The sequence below is a fragment of the Rhizobium anhuiense genome (assembly GCF_003985145.1).
Taxonomy (GTDB): domain Bacteria; phylum Pseudomonadota; class Alphaproteobacteria; order Rhizobiales; family Rhizobiaceae; genus Rhizobium; species Rhizobium anhuiense.
This window is the reverse complement of record NZ_ML133526.1, coordinates 226,036-245,244: the sequence shown is the minus strand read 5'-3', so window position 1 is coordinate 245,244 and position 19,209 is coordinate 226,036. Positions and strand designations below refer to the sequence as shown.

The following is a 19,209-nucleotide window of genomic DNA, read 5'->3' as shown; positions in this document are numbered from 1 at the left end:
TAATCCTCTGGTGACTTGAAGGTGAGCAGGCAGCTGCTCGGCGTGCCCACCGCTTCCTCGATGAGCGAAGCGACTTCGTCGGCGCCGTCGCACGCAAGATCTCCGGTGCGGCCGGTAAACCGATGGATTGGAGAATGCGCCTGATCGCAGTCCCAAACCATTCTCCCTCGGTCGCTGTCACCCTATGCGAACGCAGTAGGGCAGCTGGCTCTGCGGTCCATGCATCCGGCCGAAATGGAGGAACGTGTCACGTCGACAGGCATCGGCCGAACTTACCGTCGGGGCAGCTAGCCGACCTGGAGGGCAAGGCGTATTCACTGGCCTGCAAACCTTGGCTTGCACCATCAATCCTCTCACGATGGAGACAAGAATGATCAAGCGTCTGAACTTCATGGCTTATAGAAATAGCGGCATCGATGGTCTAGTGGCGGTTGAAGCCTGGATTGCCAAGAGCTTCGATCCGAAGTTGCTCGAGCTCGTCAAAGTGCGCGTGTCCCAAATGAACGGATGCGCTCACTGCCTGCATATGCACCGCCAAGACGCGCTGAAGCTCGGCGAAACGGACGACCGGCTGCTGCTTCTGAACGCCTGGCGGGAGTCGCAGCTCTTCACCACTCGGGAGCGGGCCGCGCTCGTCTGGGCCGAGGCTCTCACCGAGATCACCAAAAGCCATGCGCCGGATGATATTTATGAAGAGGCGCACGCCAACTTCTCGGATGACGAGTTTCTGGCGCTTTCGATCGGCGTCGCGATGATCAATGCCTGGAATAGGCTGGCGATCGGCTTCCGGCTTCAGCATCCGGCGGATCACAAACGCGCCGCCGCCTGATAGCAGTTGAACGACGAATGAGCCGGGCGAAAGACTTCGTCCGGCTATTTGACTGGTTTCTTTCCAGCTCGCCGGGATCTGCCGGAATAAAGTGATGGATCAGCGTTCGACGGGCAATCGCAGCGTCACGACCGTGCCTCGGCCTGGCTCGCTTTCCAGATGGAGATTTCCCCGTGCTTCCTGGGCGAAGCGTTTGACCATCGGCAGGCCGAAGCCTCCAAGCCCCGATGCTTTCGTCGTGAAGAAAGGATCGGTCGCCCGGTGCAGCACATCTTCTGTCATCCCGAGACCGTTGTCCGAAATCCGCAATTCAATCCCGGCGCCTTCGCCTTCGCCGTCGATGGCGGCGGCTGCGATCGAAATCACACCGCCATCCGGCATGGCGTCGCGCGCGTTGAGCAGCAGGTTCATGATGGCGCTTTGCAACCCCACGCGGCTGCATCTGAGCATGGGAAGTGTCTCGCTCGCATATATCTCGAACGCGATATCACGGTCCCAGGTGGCTCTCGCCAGGGCTTCGATTTCCATCAGGCAAGCCCGGATGTCGATTGGCTCGGCCGCGGCATTGCCGTCACTCGCAAGGCGCATCGTCTGCTGAACGAGCGTTCCCGCCCGCTGAAGCGAGATCCTGGCACTGGCGAAGACCGGCACCAGGGTCGAGCCCATCTCGATGTCGGGACTGTGCGACATCATGTTCAGCGCGGAGGTGGCGACCTGGATCAGGTTACCCAAGTCGTGGACGATGCCGAGTATCGCATCCGCAGGATTTGCATTGAGGGAGATCGCTTCCGGTCGCGTGTGAGAAAAGTAAGCTTCACCGGCGAGGATATTCGTATCTGAATCCGACATGCTTTTGCTCCTCATCCGCTCCATCGACAGACATGTCGTTCCCGAGCAGATGGAGGCTATGATACGAGCCGGGCTGTAGTCGATTGGTTCAAGGGTGAGGGCAGGCAATACCGTCGTATGGTCTCGCGCCGGACGCTGTTGCCCCTTGGGTTCAGGAAAGCTCAATAGCCTCGAACATGGCAGTCAGTCCGATGCCGCCGCCGATACCGATCATCGCAAGCCCGGTCGTGCCTGTCATCAAGGTTCCCCCGGTGTCGCGGATCATCTGGCTGTATAGACGGGTCACGAGGACGGCGCCGGAGGCCCCGAATGGATGGCCCAAGGCAATCGCGCCGCCGCTCCTGTTGACCGCGTCGGCCGGGATTTCGAGCTGATCCAGCGATGCCAGAACCTGAGCCGCGAAGGCCTCGTTGAATTCGATGGCATCGATGCCTGCGAGCGAGAGCCCGGGCTGACGCCGCATGAGTTTCCTGGTCGAGGCGACCGGCCCGATGCCGAGCAGGTTGGGATCCACACCGGCAGCGGCACTGTCGATGAAGGCCAGGCCCTTGTCGATGCCCATGCTTCTTGCCATTCCGCGGCTCATGACAAGCACCAGGCAGGCGCCGTCATTCAGCGGACAGGCATTGCCTGCCGTCACCGAACCATCCGGCAGGAACACTGGCCGGAGGTTTGCAAGCGCCTCAAGAGATGTCGCGGCTCGGGGGCACTCGTCCCGTTCTATCAGGCCGTGGCTGGTGGAAATTTCAACGATCTCGGGTCGAAAGATGCCCGCCTCGGCCGCCTGCACGGCGAGCCGGTGGCTGCGCAGGGCGAATTCATCCTGTCGCTGGCGCGATATGCCGAACTGACGTGCGACGTTTTCGGCGGCAATTCCCATTTCCGGGTCGCCGATCGTTTCAGGCGAAAACCGGGCGCGGCCATAAAAGCGCGGCAGCGCCCCATTCGCCTTAGGTCTTTCGACGCGCCATGGCGCGGTGCTGACGCTCTCCACGCCGCCGGCCAGAAAACACGAGCCCGCTTTCGCCTGGATCAGCCGGGCTGCCATGATGATCGCTTCCAGGCCCGAGCCGCATTGCCGGTCGATCGTCATACCCGGAACCACCATGGGCAGGCCGGCGGTGAGGGCTGCCAGCCGCGCGATGTTTCCGCCGCCGCCTGCGGCATTGCCGACCAGCACGTCGTCTATGGTTTCGGGCGCAATTCCCGTTTCGGCAACAATGCGACGGATGATCGGCGCAAGCAGGTCTTCCGCCGCGACGGTCGCAAGCGATCCGAAAGCCCGGCCGATCGGCGTGCGGTAAGCGGCAACCACGACCGGCTGCCAATCCTCGTCAGGCTGATAGGCGTAAGACAAGATCGCCTCCAGAAACCACTGATGTCTCCACTTGCCCCCTCGAGATCTTGCCGCTGCTCGTCATCGGCCAGGTTCCGATATGGTAGAATTGCTTGGGGATCTTGTACCTGGCGAGCTCTCGCGCGCAATGATCGGCCAGGATTTTCGCGTCCTTCATCTCTCCCGAGACGACAGCAATGATCCGCTGACCCAGATAGGCGTCCGGTAGCGCGAAGACAACGGCATCTTCGACCCCTGGGCAGGCTTTCAACGCGCTCTCGACTTCGGCAGGATAAACGTTGTTGCCGCCTGATATCATCATGCCGCCCGCCCGGCCGATCACCCGCAACATGCCGTTTGCATCGAGTTCGCCGAGATCTCCGACCGTCGCTCCGGCTTCCGTGACCCGGAACGCCTGACCGTCGTCGCCCCAGAGATAGCCATCGGCGATCAGGTCGCTTCTGACGAAAATGGTGCCCGGCACGTCGCTCCCGACGTCGTTTTCATTCGGATCACGAATGGAGATTTCGACGCCGGGATAGGCTTGTCCAACCCGGTCGATCGGAAAATCGACTGCGCCGCCAACGAGGGTCGAGACCGTCATGAAGCCGATCTCGGAGGCGCCGTAATATTCGCGAATGCGCGCCTTCGGAAAGAGGCGGCGCATGGAGTCGACGCCGTTCACATCGAGTTTTGCGCCGGCGGTCAGCACGTCGCGCAGCGATGTCAAAGCGGGCTCCGTCGACCAGGCCCGAGCGATGCCCGCTATATGCGTCGGCACGGCAACCATCCGTTCTATCTGCGCGGAAGAGAGAATACGCGCGACCGTGCCGGGTTCCCATTTCCTGACCGAATGGAAGGTCGCCCCGGCATCCAAGGCTTCGACCAGGGCGTAAAGCGCCAGCCCATGCGCGAGGGCTCCCGGGCACATGGTGGAGGGTGCGTCTTCCAGTTGGAAAACGACGCGCCCCCGGTCGAGGCTTCGGCGCCACTGCTCGCGTGAGCGATAATAGGCTTTCGGCTCGGCGGTGGTGCCCGAGGTAAAACCGATCAGGAAGATTCCGTCGGTATCGACAGGCAGGTCGTCTCCCGTCGCGGCGAGGTCGAAGGGCTCCGCACTGGCCGTGATCACCGGTATGCCGAACCTGCGGCCGATTTCGGCGCTTGGGCCTGCAGCATCGTCAACAACAAGCACGTCCGGCGCCAGGCGCTCGACAATGCGTTCGATCCTTTCCGGCGGCATCATCGGATCGATCACCGCGCAAGCAGTCGGGAAGGCGGTAGCAGCTGCAAAATATTCGGCAAAGCCGATATGGTTGCCGAGGCTGAGAGCGGCAAGCTTGTCCACACCGGGTAGATCGAGCATGCGGCGGTTCGAGCGGGGGAGCTTCTGGAGAAACCGATAGATTGCCTTGGCGCGGGAATAAAGCTCGCCGTAGCTCAGGGAATGCCCGTCAATCACCAGCGCCGGCTTGTCCGGTGTCTCCGTTGCATGTCGAAGAAGCTGCGCATGGATCGGCATAAATACCCACTGGGCTTGATTGATCGGCGACTAACCCAGAGACAAAGCGGTTTTGGTCGCGTCCGGTATTGGTGTCGGGCGGCTGTCGGAAAGACTGACGCATACCCAGACGAGGCCAGCCGATGCGCAATGGGCGCCGTCGCGCTGGCGAAAGAGTTCGATTGCAAATGAGAGGCTCGATCGCCCGATTTTCTCGATGCTGACCTTCGCTTCGACGACGTCATCGACGTCGATCGGGCTGTGGAAGGTGATCTCCGCCTTCTTCACGTGATAGGCAACGCCGGAGGAGGTATGGCGGAAATGGCTGAGAATTTGCCGGTGCCGCAGGAACTCGACGACCGCATCCTCGCAATAATCGAGATAGACGGAGTTGTGGACATGGCCATAAATGTCGATGTCTCGCATCGAGACCCGGAAGGATGCTAAAGGCCTGTCGTCAACACTCATTCGATCACCCAAATTCGAAGGCGTGATCTAACCGGGAGTGTGTGGGGGATGCAATGCAATATCAGGCGGTCGTGCGAAAATTCGGGCCGGCTCAGGAGGTCGTCGAGCTCGAGCGGGTAGCACTGGCGCCGCTGCGGCGCGACCAGGTCCGGGTGCGCCTGCTGGCGCGGTCGATCAATCCCTCCGATATCATCACCATCTCAGGCGCCTATGCCGGGCGCACGACCTTGCCCTTCATTCCGGGCTTCGAGGCGTTCGGGGTGGTCGAACAGTGCGGCGAGGAGGTTCATGGGCTTTCACCGGGAACACGTGTGCTGCCGGTGCGCAGCGCCGGCGGATGGCAGGAGTTCAAGGATACCGATTCCGGCTGGTGCCTTCGCGTTCCGGATGAGCTCACCGACTTCGAGGCGGCGACCAGCTACGTCAACCCGATGACGGCCTGGCTGATGCTGCACAATAAGATCGGCCTGAGATCCGGCATGCGCATCGCCATCAATGCCGCCGCCTCTTCGATCGGATCGGTATTGATCGGGCTCGCCAATGCCGTGGGCGTCACGCCTATCGCCATCGTCCGCAACGAAGCCTCGCTCGCGCGTCTGCGCGGCCGCCTCGAGACGGTCATCGTCGACAGGGCGGACAGCGACCTCGCCGCCGGCCTCGCCGGCCGGCACGGGCTCGACGCGGTGCTCGATTGCGTCGGCGGTGCGCGCGCCTCCGTTCTCGCCGATGCGCTGAAGCCGGGCGGACATTTCGTGCACTACGGCCTGCTTTCGGGTCAGAGCATTCCGGCATCCTTCTGGGCCTCCCATCCCGATATCGCCTTTTCCTATTGCCATCTGCGGGAATGGGTCCATTCCGAAGCGATGAGCGAGGTCCAGCGCGCCTATTCCGAGATCGCGGCGCAGATCGCCTCGAAGGTCATCGCGACCGAGGTGCGGGAGGTGTTTCCTCTGGAAAAGGTCGGCCAGGCGCTGCAATCCGCCCTTCCGTTCCGGACCGGCGGAAAGGTTCTGCTCGCCTGACAGGAGGATTTCCCCGCTAAGGGGTTTCGTATCGCTGCCGCGCGCTCTTGATTGCCGTGTGGTTCTGCTCAGCCCATCCGATCAGGGCTTTCATGGGGATGAGAAAGGATTGCCCCAGCTCCGTCAGCTCATATTCCACGCGCGGCGGCACCTCCGGATAGACGGTGCGCCTGATGAAGCCGTCCTGCTCCAGATGCCTCAACGTCTTGGAGAGCATCTGTTTCGAGATGTCCCCGATCTCACGCAGCAGCTGGTTGAAACGCTTCTTCTCGTCTTCCAACGCCTCGAGGGTGAGCAGGCTCCATTGATCGCCGATACGATCGAGCACGCCTCTGATCGGGCATCCCGCCCCAGGCCGCTGTTTCGGCTCGTCCGTTTCCCTGGGCATGCTGCCTCCTCGGTCACTATCGGCTGACCTTGCCACCAAAACCTGCCTCCTTGCTCGACATGTCGAGGTTTCATAGACCAGTTCTCATAGTCTGCTTTCTAGACCAGATCGCCGATCCATACCAAGGAGCTTGATACATGACACTCGGGAAATTGCTTTTCGCACTCGTCATTCTGGCGGGCGTCGCCGCGCCGGCCGGCGCTTTTGCTGAATCGGCCTCGCGGGATTTGAAGGTCGAGGAAGCCAACCGGAAGCTGGTGGTGGAGTTCTACGACCGCTTCTTCAACAAGCACGATCTGGAAGCCGCCTCGGTCGTCGCCGACGACTACCGGCAGCACAATCCGCAGGTTCCCGACGGCAAGAAACCTTTGATTTCCTTCTTCTCCGGCTTCTTCAAGGACAATGCCCAATCGAAGGCGGAGATCGTCCGCAGCGCCGCCGATGGCGATCTCGTCTGGCTGCATGTGCATGCGACGAACGGCGCCGACGACCGCGGCCAGGCCATCGTCGATATTTTCCGCGTCAAGGACAGCAAGATCGTCGAGCACTGGGACGTGATCCAGGCGGTTCCGAGCGAGGCTGCCAACAAGAACACGATGTTCTGAATTCTAGGGGGCCGGCTTGCGGCCGGCCCCGTCATTGGCGCCACGCGCCTGGTTCAGCCGTTTCATTGCTGCCGATTTCCGCTGCGCTGCTGGGTCAACATTCGCCAATGGCCTGACGCCCATACGCCAAGATAACTGGCACCATCAATCGATTCCGATCAATCAATCCGCGGACGCTCCGATTTCGGCGTCGCCAGTCCGTGTTTGGCGAGTTCCAGTGTCAGGATACGTGTTTCGAGAAGGTTGAAGATGCGCAGCACCGCCTCGATCGCATCGAAGGGCTTCGTCAGAAAATCCTTCGCACCGAGCGAAAGCGCCCGTCTGCGCGTCGGCAGGGTCGCATCCGCAGTGAGCACCAGGATCGGCAGATAGCTGTTTTCGGGAATGAGCCTCGCAAAGGTCTCCAGCAGGGCGAAGCCGTCGAGATCGGGCATCATCAGATCGAGAAGAACGAGATCGACAGGATGTTCGCGGAAAAGCCGCAAGGCCTCGCGCGGTTCGGTGGTGCTGATCAGCGCGGTAAAGCCTTCGCGCTTGAGGATGCGCTCCAGCAGCGAGACATTGGCGGGCTCGTCGTCGACGATCAGGATCGTCGATCCTCGCACGATATCGGTGGAATCTGTCATGGACCCAATATTTCGTTGAAGCGATGCCGAACTGATATCAAGCGGCGCGGCCAAATCAAAGGCGATGCCATTAAGGTGGGCTTCGCATCGCAGCCTGCCTTGCCTCTACCGACGCCGGCACGCGCGGCAGATCGATATGGAACGTGGCGCCGCCTTCCCGGTTGCTGAAGCCGAGCGTTCCGCCCATGGCATCCGTCAGATGTTTCGACAGCGCCAGCCCGAGACCGGTTCCCTCCTGGCTGATCCGTTCGGCTCCCAGCCGATCGAACGGGGTGAACAGCCGGGAGACCCGTTCGGCCGGAATGCCGGGGCCGGTATCGCTGACCTCGATGCGGATATAGCCGCCATCCATCGCGCGGTGGCTGACGGTTACGCTTCCCTGGGGACGATTGTATTTCACCGCATTGGAGAGAAGGTTGAGGAACACCTGCAGCAGCCGCCGTCGGTCGGCGAGCACCGAAAGATCCGGCTCGGCCGGCTCGACGACCTCGATCGTGATCTGCTGCTTGCCGCAGAGCGGTCTTGCAAGCGACACGGCTTCGTCGATCACCTCGGCGACGGACTGTGCTTCGACCGCGAGATCCATGCGCCCGGCCTCGATCCTCGCCATGTCGAGAACCTCGTCGATCAGGCTGAGCAAATGTCGGCCGGCCCTCAAGATCTGCGCGACGCTCTCTTTGGACTCGGTATCGGTGACGTCCATTTCCAGAAGCTGCGCGAAACCGAGCACGGAGTTCAGCGGCGTGCGCAGCTCGTGGCTCATGCGCGACAGGAATTCGCTCTTGGCATTGCTCGCGCGGATCGCATCCTCGCGGGCGGCAAGCAGGGCCTCTTCGATTTGCTTGCGCTCGGTAATGTCACGCGTGATCTTGGAAAAGCCACGCAACCGGCCCGCCTCGTCATGGAGTGCGGTCACGACGACGTGCGACCAGAATTGTGACCCGTCCTTGCGCACGCGCCAGCCTTCCGCTTCGGTGCGCCCATGACGGGTCGCTTTGGCAAGCTCTTCTGCCGGAAAACTATCTCTGGTTTCGGTGGGATAGAAGCGGGAAAAATGCTGACCGACGATCTCCTCGGCGCCATAACCGGTGATCCGCTCGGCGCCGGCATTCCAGCTCACGACCCGCCCTGTCGTATCGAGCCCGAAGATGCCGTAGTCGCTGACGCCTTCGACCAGTTGCCGGAAGCGCTCCTCGCTCTCGGTCAGATCGGCCTCGCGTCTTTTCAGAAGGACGCTCGCATCTTCGAGCGCCTGTCCGAGGCTCCCCAGTTCATCGCGGAAGGGGTCCGCCACCGTCACGACCTCGCCTTGCGACAGCCGATGCGCCTCGGCTTTCAGCGCATGCACACGGCGCACGATGCTTGCCGAAAACAGGAAGACGGCGACGAGCGCGCCGGCAAAACCAAGAAAGCCGGCGGCGATCATCAGGCTTCGCGACAGAGTGCGAACCCGGTCCGCGGCCTCGGTTCTCGAGTGAAGCAGATCCGCCTCCCGCCGGCTCATCGCGTCGATCTCCTGTCTCAGCTCATCGAGGACCTGCTTGCCCTCGATGAGCTTGGCCGCAAGGTCCTCGCGTCCGCCGGCGCGCAGGGTATCGGCCTGTTTCAGGAGTTGGAGACGGTCGACTTTCGCGTCGACCAGGGCGCGGATGCGGTCGAGGCGCATCTTTTGCTCCCCATCCCGCAATCGGCCGCCGACCTCGTCGAGCACGACGGGCAGCCTATCCTCGGCGCGGTCGAAAGGATCGAGAAAATCACTTCTGCCGGTCAGCAGATAACCGCGCATCGCGGTGGCGGCTTCGGCGATCGAGGCGTGGATCTCCTGAATGCCCGATTGGATCTCCAGCGTCACCCGCACCTGATCCTCGGCAATCCGGCTTTGCCGGTCGGCCACGAAGACCGAGGCCAGCGCCGCCAGCAGCAGCGCCAACGGCACCGTGATGATGACGATGCCCTTTGCTCTGAGCGGAAGGTCGGCGAAACGCAACGCCCGCCGGCGCGTGGCGGTCATGGCTGCTCTTCCCGGGATGTTGCGACGAGCCCGCCGCGCACGGCCATGACCGCGGCCTGCGTCCGGTCCCCGGCATCCAGCTTGCCGATGATGCGCTCGACGTGGATCTTCACGGTGCCGGGCGAGATCTTCAGCGCCCTGGCGATTTCCTTGTTGGTCAGGCCTTCGGCCACTTTCGACAGGACTTCGCGCTCCCGGATCGTCAGCGTCTCCAAAGCGCTGCTGTTGGTCTGCGGCTTGGTGGCAGCGCGGCGCAGCAGCTTGGCGACGAGCGGACCGTCGAAGAAGGCGTCCCCCTGAAGGACACACCGGATCGTGCGGAGAATGTCTTCCCGGCTGGCATCCTTGAGCAGATAACCGGTGGCGCCGACTTCGATCGCCGCTTCCAGATAATCCAGGCTGTCATGCATCGTGATGATCATGACGCGTGTGCCTGGCGACACGCGCCGGATCTCCCTCGTTGCGGCGAGGCCGTCCATGCGCGGCATGCGGATGTCGAGGAGTGCCAGATCCGGCTTGTGCTGAGCTGCGGTCTCCACCGCCTCGACGCCGTCGCGCACGTCCCAGGCGACATGGAAATCGTCCTGGCCGCCGATCATGGCGATAAGGCCGGCGCGGGCGATGTCATGATCATCGGCGACAAGGATCGATGCCGTCATTCTGATGGCGTCTCCTGCATAAGGGGGGCTGCGGCGCGGAGATGCGTGCCGCCCGAAGATCCGGCCCCGATCTCGATGCGGCCGCCGAGCAGCGCCAGCCGTTCACGCATGCCGACGATGCCGAGCCGCCCGCCCCGCATCTGGGGATGGCGCAATTCGCCGATGCCTTTGCCATCGTCGATCACTTCGAGATGCGCTTCGCCCATGCCGTCCTCGAAGAGACGCACGACTAGCCGCCTTGCCTCGGCGTGCTTGATCACATTGGTGATCGCTTCCTGCGCGACGCGGTAGAAGATGATGCCGGTCGATGTCGGCCAGCGATCGGAGGCGGCATCGAGGTCGGCGATCACTTCGAGACCGTCGATCGCATCGAGACGCGTGCGCAGCGCCGCGGCGACACCGAGATCATCGAGTTCGGGCGGGCGAAGATCGGCGATAGCAGCCCTGAGATCGGCAACGGAATGGCGCGCCAATGCAGCGAGTTGGTCGATCTCGGGCTTCAGGGCATGCGCCTCGCCGATGCGGGCCGCAAGGTCTTGCAGGCGGTAGCTGAGGCCGGTGGCCAGTTGCGCCGAGCCGTCGTGAAGATCGAGCGCCACGCGCTGCCGCTCCTGTTCCTGCGCCTGGATCAACTGGGCGACAAGGGCCGCGAGTTCACTTCGCTGCCGCTGGAGATCGCCGAGAAGCGCCTGATTTTCCGCTGCCTGCCGATTGAGATTGTAGGCGTCGGCGAGCTGCCCGGCCACCACCTCCAATGTCTGCCGGTCGTCGGCATCGATGGCGCGCGCTTTCGACGAGCCGAAGATCGTCAAACAGAGATCGGAGCCGTCCTGAGAGGCAAACAGGATGGTGTCGCTTACCGGGCTCGTCGACTTACCCACCGTCAGCTGCACGGGCGCCTCTCCCTGCAATGACGGGAAAATGAGCCTGGCGAGCGATGCTCCTGCGAAGTCGGCAAGCCGGGACAGAACGTCCCGGGCAGCCGTTTCGAATGCCGCGGCATCGAGCAGGTTCTGCACTTCGATGATGAAACGCAGACGTGCCGCTCGCGCTTCCGCCGCCCGGTAAAGGGCTCGCAGTTCCGCAACGTTTGGCGAATGCGTCGGACTTGTATCGTGCTCCATGCCCAACAGGACTGCTCCGAAGATGAATGACGCCGGCACGATAGTCATTCCGGCGGGAATGTCATCTATGCCGTTCGGCAGATCGGATCGAAGCCACCCGGCAGATGAGGCGGCAGCTCAGGATACTTAAATTGCTGGTCATGCGGTTGACCGATGCGATGTCCGCCGGAACCGCCACATAGGAAAGTCAAAATGCGTACCATCATTGCTGCCGCTCTCGTTCTCGGTTTCGTTCAGGTCCAGTCGGCCGCGGCGGCTGCCGAAACCGCAGCCTGTGCGCCGACAAGCGAGGCGGAAATCGCCAAGCTCTTCGATCGCTGGAATACCTCGCTTGCGACGCTGAGCCCTCAGGAGGTCGCCAAGAACTACAGCGAAGATTCCGTGCTTCTCGCGACGCTGTCGAACAAACCTCGTCTGACCCAGGGCGAACGGATCGATTATTTCGAACACTTCCTGGCGAATGAGCCCAAGGGCCATGTCGACAGTCGCGACATCAAGATCGGTTGCAACTGGGCCGTCGACCTCGGCACCTACACCTTCACCATGAAGGACGGCTCGAAGGTTCCCGCCCGCTACACCTATACCTATGAGTTCAAGGGCGGGAACTGGCTGATCACCTCGCACCACTCCTCGATGATGCCGGAGAAGTAAGGCCTCATGGCTTGCCGGTCCGGCAGGGAGATACCCCATGCGGGGTCTCCTGAGCCTGGCCTGCCGGTCATCTCCCCCACAGGTGTGAGATCGGCCGGACGCACCAGTTTCCCCAAAACAATTGGCATCGCAGTGCGACGAAACGGCGGAGGGTGGCCACGGCACGCCCTCTCCTTATTCCTTGCAAAGCCTGAGTAATCCGCGCCCGAAGCTTTGACGGCTAAGCGGGATCGGGAGTAGCATCCACGCGGCAGCGGCAAGGTGGTCAAAGCGGCCGGCGGTGGAGATGCAATGATGAAACACAGACCTTTCCTCCTGACGTTCGCGGCGCTCGCATTTTGTTCCGCATGGCCGATTTCTGACGCCTTCGCTGCTGCGCAGCCTATCTTCTGGAGCGCTTTACGGCCGGCCGATCAGCCCAAGGCGACGGTGCCGCTGTCGGGTAAGCCGGTGAGCGGTCCGCAGGGCGAAACACTCGCCTGGCATGGCGAGGAACATCCGATCGAATTGACGGGCTTCGTTCTGCCGATCGACCAGGATGGCGATCTTGTCTACGAATTCATGCTGGTGCCTTGGGCCGGAGCCTGCAGCCACATGCCTTCCCCTCCGCCCAACCAACTGGTTCGCGTCGTTCCGCAAGCGCCTTTGCACCTTACAAGAATGTACGAGACCGTCACCGTGACGGGTGCCCTGCAGCCCGGCCTGGATGAGGCGCAATTCTTCATGATCGACGGCAACCGCATTCTCACCTACGGCTATAGCATGAACCATGCCGAGGTAGCGACGGCGACGGCCACGACCGATCCCGATCTGCTGTCACTTTCGCCTTTCGGCATTCTGCCTCGCTAAAACGCACATGTGGTGCCACCCCGCGTCTGCGCGGTGAATGACTCCAATCAAAGCAAGGACGTCTCGCGCGCCCAAGGACTTGGGCGCACTGGATCTCCGTGACATCACTCGGGTCGAGCCCGAGCACAGAGGTGAGGGAGAAGAAGGGTTGCAGTGGAAGCGCAAACCGACCCAAAAGAGAAATGCCCGGGCGCAGCCGAAACTGCGCCCGGGCAAAATGCTACCGATCAGACGTGGTCGAAGCGGTCGGCATTCATGACCTTGGTCCAAGCGGCGACGAAGTCCTTGACGAACTTCCCCTTGGCGTCGGCCTGGCCGTAGACTTCGGCGAAGGCGCGAAGCTGCGAGTGCGAGCCGAAGATCAGGTCGACGCGGGTGCCGGTCCACTTGGCAGCGCCGGTCTTGCGGTCGCGGCCTTCATAGACGCCTTCCTTGCCGGCGAGGGGAACCCACTGCGTGCCCATGTCGAGCAGGTTGACGAAGAAGTCGTTCGTCAGCGTCTCGGGACGCGAGGTGAAGACGCCGTGCTCGGGGCTGCCTGCCTTCAGGACGCGCAGACCGCCGACGAGGACGGTCATCTCAGGTCCGGTCAGCGTCAGGAGCTGGGCGCGGTCGACGAGTGCTTCTTCCGGCTTCATGAACTGATGGCGCTTGTCGTTCACGTAGTTGCGGAAGCCGTCGATACGCGGCTCGAGCGCTGCGAAGGAATGCGCGTCGGTCTGGGCTTCGGAGGCATCCATGCGGCCCGGCGTGAAGGGCACGCTGACGGCGTTGCCGCCGGCCGCTGCCGCCTTCTCGACACCTGCTGCACCGGCGAGAACGATCAGGTCGGCGAGCGAGATCTTCTTAGCCCCGGTCTGGGCGGCGTTGAAGTCCTTCTGGATGCCTTCGAGAACGCCGAGCACCTTGGCGAGCTGCGCCGGCTGGTTGGCGTCCCAGTCCTTCTGCGGGGCAAGGCGGATGCGTGCGCCATTGGCGCCGCCGCGCTTGTCGGAGCCGCGGAAGGTCGAGGCTGACGCCCAGGCGGTCGAGACCAGTTCCTGCACGGTGAGGCCGGTGGCGAGAACCTTTTCCTTGAGGTCGGCAATGTCCTTGTCGTCGACGAGCGGATGGTCGACGGCCGGGATCACATCCTGCCAGATCAGGTCTTCGGCCGGAACTTCCGGGCCGAGATAGCGTACCTTCGGTCCCATGTCGCGATGGGTCAGCTTGAACCAGGCGCGGGCGAAAGCGTCGGCAAACTGGTCTGGATTCTCGAGGAAGCGGCGCGAGATCTTCTCGTAGGCCGGATCGAAACGCAGTGCCAGATCGCTCGTCAGCATGGTCGGCAGGTGCCTCTTCGAGGCGTCGTAGGCATCCGGAATGGAGGCTTCGGCGTTCTTGGCCTGCCACTGCTTCGCGCCGGCCGGGCTCGTCGTCAGTTCCCATTCGAAGGCGAAGAGGTTTTCGAAGAAGTAGTTGCTCCACTTGGTTGGCGTCTGCGACCAGGTGACTTCGAGGCCGGCGGTGATGGCATCCTTGCCGACACCGGTGCCGAACGAGCTCTTCCAGCCGAGGCCCTGATCCTCGATCGCGCCGCCTTCCGGCTCGGGGCCGATCAGGGACGGGTCGCCGGCGCCATGCGTCTTGCCGAAGGTGTGGCCGCCGGCGATCAGCGCCACGGTCTCTTCGTCGTTCATCGCCATGCGGGCGAAGGTTTCGCGGATGTCGCGGGCGGAAGACAGCGGATCGGAATTGCCGCCCGGGCCTTCGGGGTTGACATAGATGAGGCCCATCTGCACGGCGCCGAGCGGTTCGGCCAGCTCGCGCTCGCCACTGTAGCGTTCGTCGCCGAGCCAGGTGCCTTCAGGACCCCAGTAGAGTTCTTCCGGCTCCCAGACGTCGGCGCGGCCGCCGGCGAAACCGAAGGTCTTGAAGCCCATGGATTCGAGCGCGACATTGCCGGTGAGGATCAGCAGGTCGGCCCAGGAGATGCGGTTGCCGTATTTCTGCTTGATTGGCCAGAGCAGGCGGCGGGCCTTGTCGAGGTTGGCATTATCAGGCCAGCTGTTGAGCGGCGCGAAACGCTGCTGGCCCTGGCCGGCGCCACCGCGGCCGTCGGTGATGCGGTAGGTGCCGGCGCTGTGCCAGGCCATGCGGATGAAAAGACCGCCGTAATGACCGAAATCAGCCGGCCACCAGTCCTGCGAATCCGTCATCAGTGCCTGAAGATCCTTCTTCAGGCCGTCGAGATCGAGCTTCTTGAACTCTTCGGCATAATCGAAGGCCTGGCCCAACGGATCGGCGCGGCCGGAATTGTGATGAAGAATCTGAACATTCAGCTGGTTCGGCCACCAGTCACGATTCGTCCTGGCAGTCGGAGCCTTATGCGTATGTGCAACAGGACATTTGCCTGCGCTGTCAGTGGGGTTGTCCATGATCGTCTCCTTCATTGCTTAATTTGTCTGCCCGTCGAAAAAGATGAGCCGAGCCGGCGCCCGCTCTCTCCCCTGCAGTCTTCATATCGGAAGCGTTTAATAATTTTAAGTTGGATTTACTGATCGTTGCGATAAGCTGAGCTTATGAAGAATCTTACCCTGAAACAGCTGCGTTATTTTGAAGCCCTGGCAAGGGATGGCCGCTTCCGACGTGCTGCCGACGCCTGTGCCATCTCCCAGCCTGCGCTCTCAATGCAGATCAAAGAACTTGAGCAAGAGTTGGGCAACGAGCTCTTCGAGCGCAGTGCGCGCGAGGTGAAGCTCACTCCGTTCGGCCAGACCTTCGCGCTGCGGGTCCGCGATATCCTGCGCGCCGTCGACGAGCTTGGGGAGCTGGCGCGCGCCTCGCGCAATTCCTTCCTGACGCGGCTGCGCATCGGCATCATACCGACGATCGCACCTTATCTGCTGCCTGTCATCATCAACGACCTGAACAGGACCTTCGCCGGCATCCAGATCGAGGTGCGCGAGACGCAGACGGCGAAGCTGGTTCAGGAACTGGCGCACGGTCAGCTGGATATGGCGATCGTTGCGCTGCCGGTGTCGGAACCCTCCCTCACGGAACTCGAGCTCTTCAAGGAAGAGTTCGTGCTGGTCAGGCGACATGAGGACGAGGGCAAACCTGTGCCGGAACGCGAGGTGCTGCGCGAAATGCGGTTGCTGCTGCTCGAGGAAGGCCACTGTTTCCGCGATCAGGCCCTGTCTTTCTGCAAGATAGGGCCGGCTCGGCCCCGCGAAGTCATGGAAGGCAGTTCGCTCTCCACTCTGGTGCAGATGGTCAGTGCCGGCATCGGCATCACCTTGATTCCGGAGATGGCCGTTCCGGTGGAAACACGCTCGGCGCGTGTGTCGATTTCCCGATTCCCGTCTCCGCAGCCGTCGCGCACGATTGGTATGGTCTGGCGCAATTCGACACCGATGGCCAAACAGCTGCTGCAGGTTTCCGAGGCGGTCCGCCGGTCGGCCGAGACGATGCGCCAACAGTCTATCGTCCGGTGATGGGCCGGGCGGCTCGCTTCAGGGCCGCCGCTTGAATGTATGCTCGGCTGCCGGAAACTGTCGCGACCGGACCTCGTCCGCATAAGCAGCGGCGGCCGCCGCGATCCTCTTGCCCAGTTCGTCGTAGCGCTTGACGAAACGCGGGGTGAAATCGTTGAAGAGCCCGAGAATGTCGTCGGAGACCAGAACCTGGCCGTCGCAGGCCGAAGAGGCGCCGATACCGATGCTCGGTATGTGCATGGCGGCCGTTACCTCGCGGGCGAGCGGCTCAACCGTGCCCTCGATGACGACTGCAAAGGCGCCCGAGCCGCCGATGGCGTGTGCGTCGCGCCGGATCTTCGACGTCTCGTGTTCGGAATGGCCGACGGAACGATAGCCACCTGCGGTCTGGACCTGCTGCGGCATCAGACCGATATGCCCCATGACCGGGACACCCCGCTTCGTCAGAAAGGCGATGGTCTCGGCCATCTCCTCGCCGCCCTCCAGCTTGACGGCATCGCAGCCGGTTTCCTGCAGGATTCGGACGGCATTGCGGAAGGCGACCTCCTTCGATTCCTGATAACTGCCGAACGGCATGTCGACGACGACGCAGGCCTTGCCGACGCCGCGCATCACCGCCTTGCCGTGCGCGATCATCATGTCGAGCGTGACGCCGATGGTGGTCTCCATGCCGTAGAGCACCATGCCGAGTGAATCCCCGACCAGCAGGAGATCGCAATGCTCATCGAGCAGCCGCGCCATCGGCGTCGTATAGGCGGTCAGGCAGACGATCGGCTTGCCGCCCTTCATCGCCAAGATTCGGGCTGGCGTAAGGCGCTTCTGAATTCCGGCGGCGCTCATCTGGCCACTCCCTTTCCCGGCAAGCTCCGCCCGCCGATAATGCGGTTGCCCCCGGCGACCCTGTTGCCCCCGGCAATCCTGTTGTCACCGATAACCCTGTTGTCGAGAAGCCGTGTCGAGCCGACCCGAACGAAGAGTGCGATGACGACGGGTTCCGCAATCGACGTGACCGGCTGCAGTGTCGAGGCATCCCTGACGGCGACGACCTCCGGCTTTGCCAGAGGCTCGCGATTAAGAAACGCCGTGAGCTTGGCCTCGAGCTTCCCCGGATCGGTAAGGCCGCCGGCGACCAGACGCTCCGCCTCGTCGAGGGTCTGAGGAACGATTACGGCGGCACGCCGCTCCGCTGCGCTGAGATAGACGTTGCGCGACGACAAGGCGAGGCCGTCGGCGTCCCTGACCGTCGGCACCGATATTACCCGCACCGGCACGGCCAGATCGTCCACCATGCGCTTGATGATGACGACTTGCTGGTAATCCTTCTCTCCGAAATAGGCGGTCTGCGGCTGCACGATGTTGAAAAGCTTGCAGACGACAGTGGCGACGCCGGCAAAATGCCCGGGGCGTACCGCCCCCTCGAGTTCGCAGCCGAGATCGGGAACGTCGACGACAGTCAGCATCGGGCGGGGATACATGTCCTCGACGCCAGGCGAAAAGAGGAAATTGACGCCGGCCTGTTTCAGCATGGCGGCATCGCGTTCCAGATCGCGCGGATATTTGCTGAGGTCTTCCGCCGGGGCGAACTGCAGTGGATTGACGAAAATCGAGACGACGACGATGTCGTTCTCAGCGCGCGCACGCGCGACGAGCTCCATATGACCGGCATGGAGATAGCCCATCGTCGGAACGAGGCCGACGGTTCGCCCCTGCCGCTTCAGTGCATCGAGCGTGTGGCGCAGCTCGTCAATACTCGAGAAAACCCGCATATATCCTCCCCGCGGCCGGTCACTCCATCTTGGGCGCGGATATGAAGTGTAATCGATGTGACAGGTCAATGCATATTTCTCGATAAAAACGATTAGATGCAACGGCAGCCGATGACAGCAGGCGATATCGACCCCGGAAACGCCATTTCACCACACGGGCTCCCATACCGCTCCTCACCGGCTTGCAGTGGAACCGACGATGTGCGACTTCCGTTACTCGCCCTGTCCGTCAAGATACCATCACAGTCGGTCGCTATGGACGTTACATGGAGGACGCATGGACAAGCCCTGGAAGATCAGCCGCGGACCGATTGCGGCAACCGAGCTCGACGTGGAGAAGGCAAACGCGATCAACATGCTGTTGATCCGGCCGGTCGGCGTCCTTCCGGCCAAGTCGGGAGATGCGATCCGTCCCTTTGCCGTCGGTCTTTTCAACGAGTTCCGTCCGCTCCTGAAGCCCGATGCCGGCGTCACGACCCTGCGGCGGGCGACCGCGGCCTATGTCCACTGCCGGCGCTACTATTTCGCCAGCGCCCAGCCCGATTCCATGCGCCATGGCCTTGACGGCGAACCCGTCGAGCCACTGTCGCCCGAAGACCGGCTGGTCGCGCAAAAACGTTTCCTGAGTCTCAAACAGATCACCGGCAAAGCCGACGCGCCAGAGCAGGCAGCACCGGTTCCCGCTCCCCTGTTGAGCAAAAGCGAACAGATCCGCGCGGCCCTCCTCGGCAAAAGGAACGTCGTCAGCTAAAGCACCCCATATCTGGCTGCAGTCATTGCGCGTTCTTGCGCAAGGCGATTCTACGAGATCGATAGAACAGTATCGTATTCCGCGGCGAATAATATCTGTGTGCGGCCGGCGGCTGTGGTTTCCTCCACCATCGCCGCGTTCTGCCGGGTTACCGAATTGGGCAGGGCGCAGGCCAACACGCGGACCTATCGCGACGCAGCTTGAGCGCATTCGGGGTCGGGGGGGGGGGGAAACCGCCCCCCCCCCCAAACCCCCCCCCACGGGGGGGGGGAGACGCCCCGGGGGGGGAGCCCGGCGG

The 19,209-nt window shown here is 62.5% G+C and carries 19 protein-coding genes; 7 read left to right on the top strand and 12 right to left on the bottom strand.

All coding sequences use genetic code 11. The features are described from left to right. The first annotated feature begins 370 nt into the window (after positions 1–370). Positions 371–829, top strand: a complete 459-nt coding sequence (locus tag EEQ99_RS18030; RefSeq protein WP_047616642.1) for a carboxymuconolactone decarboxylase family protein — start codon at positions 371–373, stop codon at positions 827–829. Between the two features lie 99 nt (positions 830–928). Here EEQ99_RS18030 and EEQ99_RS18025 read toward each other — a convergent pair whose 3' ends face one another. From EEQ99_RS18025 to EEQ99_RS18010, 4 genes are read right to left on the bottom strand one after another with little or no spacing between them, the layout of a single operon-like run. Further along, positions 929–1,843, bottom strand: coding sequence for a sensor histidine kinase (locus tag EEQ99_RS18025; RefSeq protein WP_244604816.1), 915 nt, complete (start codon positions 1,841–1,843; stop codon positions 929–931). After that, positions 1,830–3,035, bottom strand: coding sequence for a thiolase family protein (locus EEQ99_RS18020; protein WP_097543297.1), 1,206 nt, complete (start codon positions 3,033–3,035; stop codon positions 1,830–1,832). The genes EEQ99_RS18025 and EEQ99_RS18020 overlap by 14 nt, the downstream gene beginning before the upstream one ends. Continuing rightward, positions 3,013–4,536, bottom strand: coding sequence for a class I adenylate-forming enzyme family protein (locus EEQ99_RS18015; protein WP_047616648.1), 1,524 nt, complete (start codon positions 4,534–4,536; stop codon positions 3,013–3,015). Before EEQ99_RS18015 ends, EEQ99_RS18020 begins: the two co-directional genes overlap by 23 nt. 30 nt (positions 4,537–4,566) lie before the next feature. Further along, positions 4,567–4,983 carry an acyl-CoA thioesterase gene (locus tag EEQ99_RS18010; protein ID WP_127430848.1) on the bottom strand — a complete coding sequence of 139 codons (417 nt, stop codon included), beginning with the start codon at positions 4,981–4,983 and terminating at the stop codon, positions 4,567–4,569. 53 nt (positions 4,984–5,036) lie between these two features. Here EEQ99_RS18010 and EEQ99_RS18005 point away from each other — a divergent pair, with 53 nt between their 5' ends. Continuing rightward, positions 5,037–6,005, top strand: a complete 969-nt coding sequence (locus tag EEQ99_RS18005) for a zinc-dependent alcohol dehydrogenase family protein (RefSeq protein ID WP_127430847.1) — start codon at positions 5,037–5,039, stop codon at positions 6,003–6,005. Positions 6,006–6,021: 16 nt separating this feature from the next. Here EEQ99_RS18005 and EEQ99_RS18000 read toward each other — a convergent pair whose 3' ends face one another. Further along, complete coding sequence (locus EEQ99_RS18000) at positions 6,022–6,393, bottom strand: winged helix-turn-helix transcriptional regulator (protein ID WP_047616653.1); 372 nt, start codon at positions 6,391–6,393, stop codon at positions 6,022–6,024. A 137-nt stretch (positions 6,394–6,530) separates the two neighbouring features. Between EEQ99_RS18000 and EEQ99_RS17995 the strand changes: the two genes are divergently transcribed. Next, positions 6,531–6,998, top strand: coding sequence for a nuclear transport factor 2 family protein (locus tag EEQ99_RS17995; protein WP_063474027.1), 468 nt, complete (start codon positions 6,531–6,533; stop codon positions 6,996–6,998). 158 nt (positions 6,999–7,156) lie between these two features. Here the strand turns inward: EEQ99_RS17995 and EEQ99_RS17990 are convergent, their stop codons facing one another. From EEQ99_RS17990 to EEQ99_RS17975, 4 genes are all read right to left on the bottom strand, one after another. Then, complete coding sequence (locus tag EEQ99_RS17990) at positions 7,157–7,624, bottom strand: response regulator (RefSeq protein ID WP_047616656.1); 468 nt, start codon at positions 7,622–7,624, stop codon at positions 7,157–7,159. 70 nt (positions 7,625–7,694) lie between these two features. Continuing rightward, on the bottom strand, positions 7,695–9,635 hold the full coding sequence (locus EEQ99_RS17985) for a sensor histidine kinase (RefSeq protein WP_063474028.1): 1,941 nt from the start codon (positions 9,633–9,635) through the stop codon (positions 7,695–7,697). Beyond that, a complete protein-coding gene (locus EEQ99_RS17980; protein ID WP_127430846.1) occupies positions 9,632–10,294 on the bottom strand; it encodes a response regulator in 663 nt (220 codons plus the stop codon). Before EEQ99_RS17980 ends, EEQ99_RS17985 begins: the two co-directional genes overlap by 4 nt. Further along, positions 10,291–11,466: a sensor histidine kinase gene (locus EEQ99_RS17975; protein WP_244604815.1), complete on the bottom strand. Its 1,176-nt coding sequence runs from the start codon at positions 11,464–11,466 to the stop codon at positions 10,291–10,293. Before EEQ99_RS17975 ends, EEQ99_RS17980 begins: the two co-directional genes overlap by 4 nt. Positions 11,467–11,610: 144 nt before the next feature. Here EEQ99_RS17975 and EEQ99_RS17970 point away from each other — a divergent pair, with 144 nt between their 5' ends. Both EEQ99_RS17970 and EEQ99_RS17965 read left to right on the top strand, forming a co-directional pair. Then, on the top strand, positions 11,611–12,069 hold the full coding sequence (locus tag EEQ99_RS17970) for a DUF4440 domain-containing protein (RefSeq protein ID WP_127430845.1): 459 nt from the start codon (positions 11,611–11,613) through the stop codon (positions 12,067–12,069). Between the two features lie 291 nt (positions 12,070–12,360). Next, positions 12,361–12,918: a DUF3299 domain-containing protein gene (locus EEQ99_RS17965; protein WP_047616666.1), complete on the top strand. Its 558-nt coding sequence runs from the start codon at positions 12,361–12,363 to the stop codon at positions 12,916–12,918. Between the two features lie 227 nt (positions 12,919–13,145). On the opposite strand, the gene katG is transcribed toward EEQ99_RS17965, so the two are convergent. After that, on the bottom strand, positions 13,146–15,335 hold the full coding sequence (gene katG, locus EEQ99_RS17960) for a catalase/peroxidase HPI (protein ID WP_127430844.1): 2,190 nt from the start codon (positions 15,333–15,335) through the stop codon (positions 13,146–13,148). Between the two features lie 144 nt (positions 15,336–15,479). On the opposite strand from katG, the gene EEQ99_RS17955 reads away from it, so the two are divergent. Continuing rightward, positions 15,480–16,394 carry a hydrogen peroxide-inducible genes activator gene (locus EEQ99_RS17955; RefSeq protein WP_127430843.1) on the top strand — a complete coding sequence of 305 codons (915 nt, stop codon included), beginning with the start codon at positions 15,480–15,482 and terminating at the stop codon, positions 16,392–16,394. 18 nt (positions 16,395–16,412) lie between these two features. On the opposite strand, the gene panB is transcribed toward EEQ99_RS17955, so the two are convergent. Then, positions 16,413–17,234, bottom strand: a complete 822-nt coding sequence (gene panB / locus EEQ99_RS17950) for a 3-methyl-2-oxobutanoate hydroxymethyltransferase (protein ID WP_047616670.1) — start codon at positions 17,232–17,234, stop codon at positions 16,413–16,415. After that, positions 17,231–18,160: a pantoate--beta-alanine ligase gene (gene panC / locus EEQ99_RS17945; RefSeq protein WP_063474035.1), complete on the bottom strand. Its 930-nt coding sequence runs from the start codon at positions 18,158–18,160 to the stop codon at positions 17,231–17,233. Before panC ends, panB begins: the two co-directional genes overlap by 4 nt. 277 nt (positions 18,161–18,437) lie before the next feature. Here panC and EEQ99_RS17940 point away from each other — a divergent pair, with 277 nt between their 5' ends. Next, positions 18,438–18,911 (top strand): ProQ/FINO family protein, encoded by a 474-nt coding sequence (locus tag EEQ99_RS17940; protein WP_063474036.1) that lies wholly within the window; start codon positions 18,438–18,440, stop codon positions 18,909–18,911. The last annotated feature ends 298 nt before the right edge of the window (positions 18,912–19,209 follow it).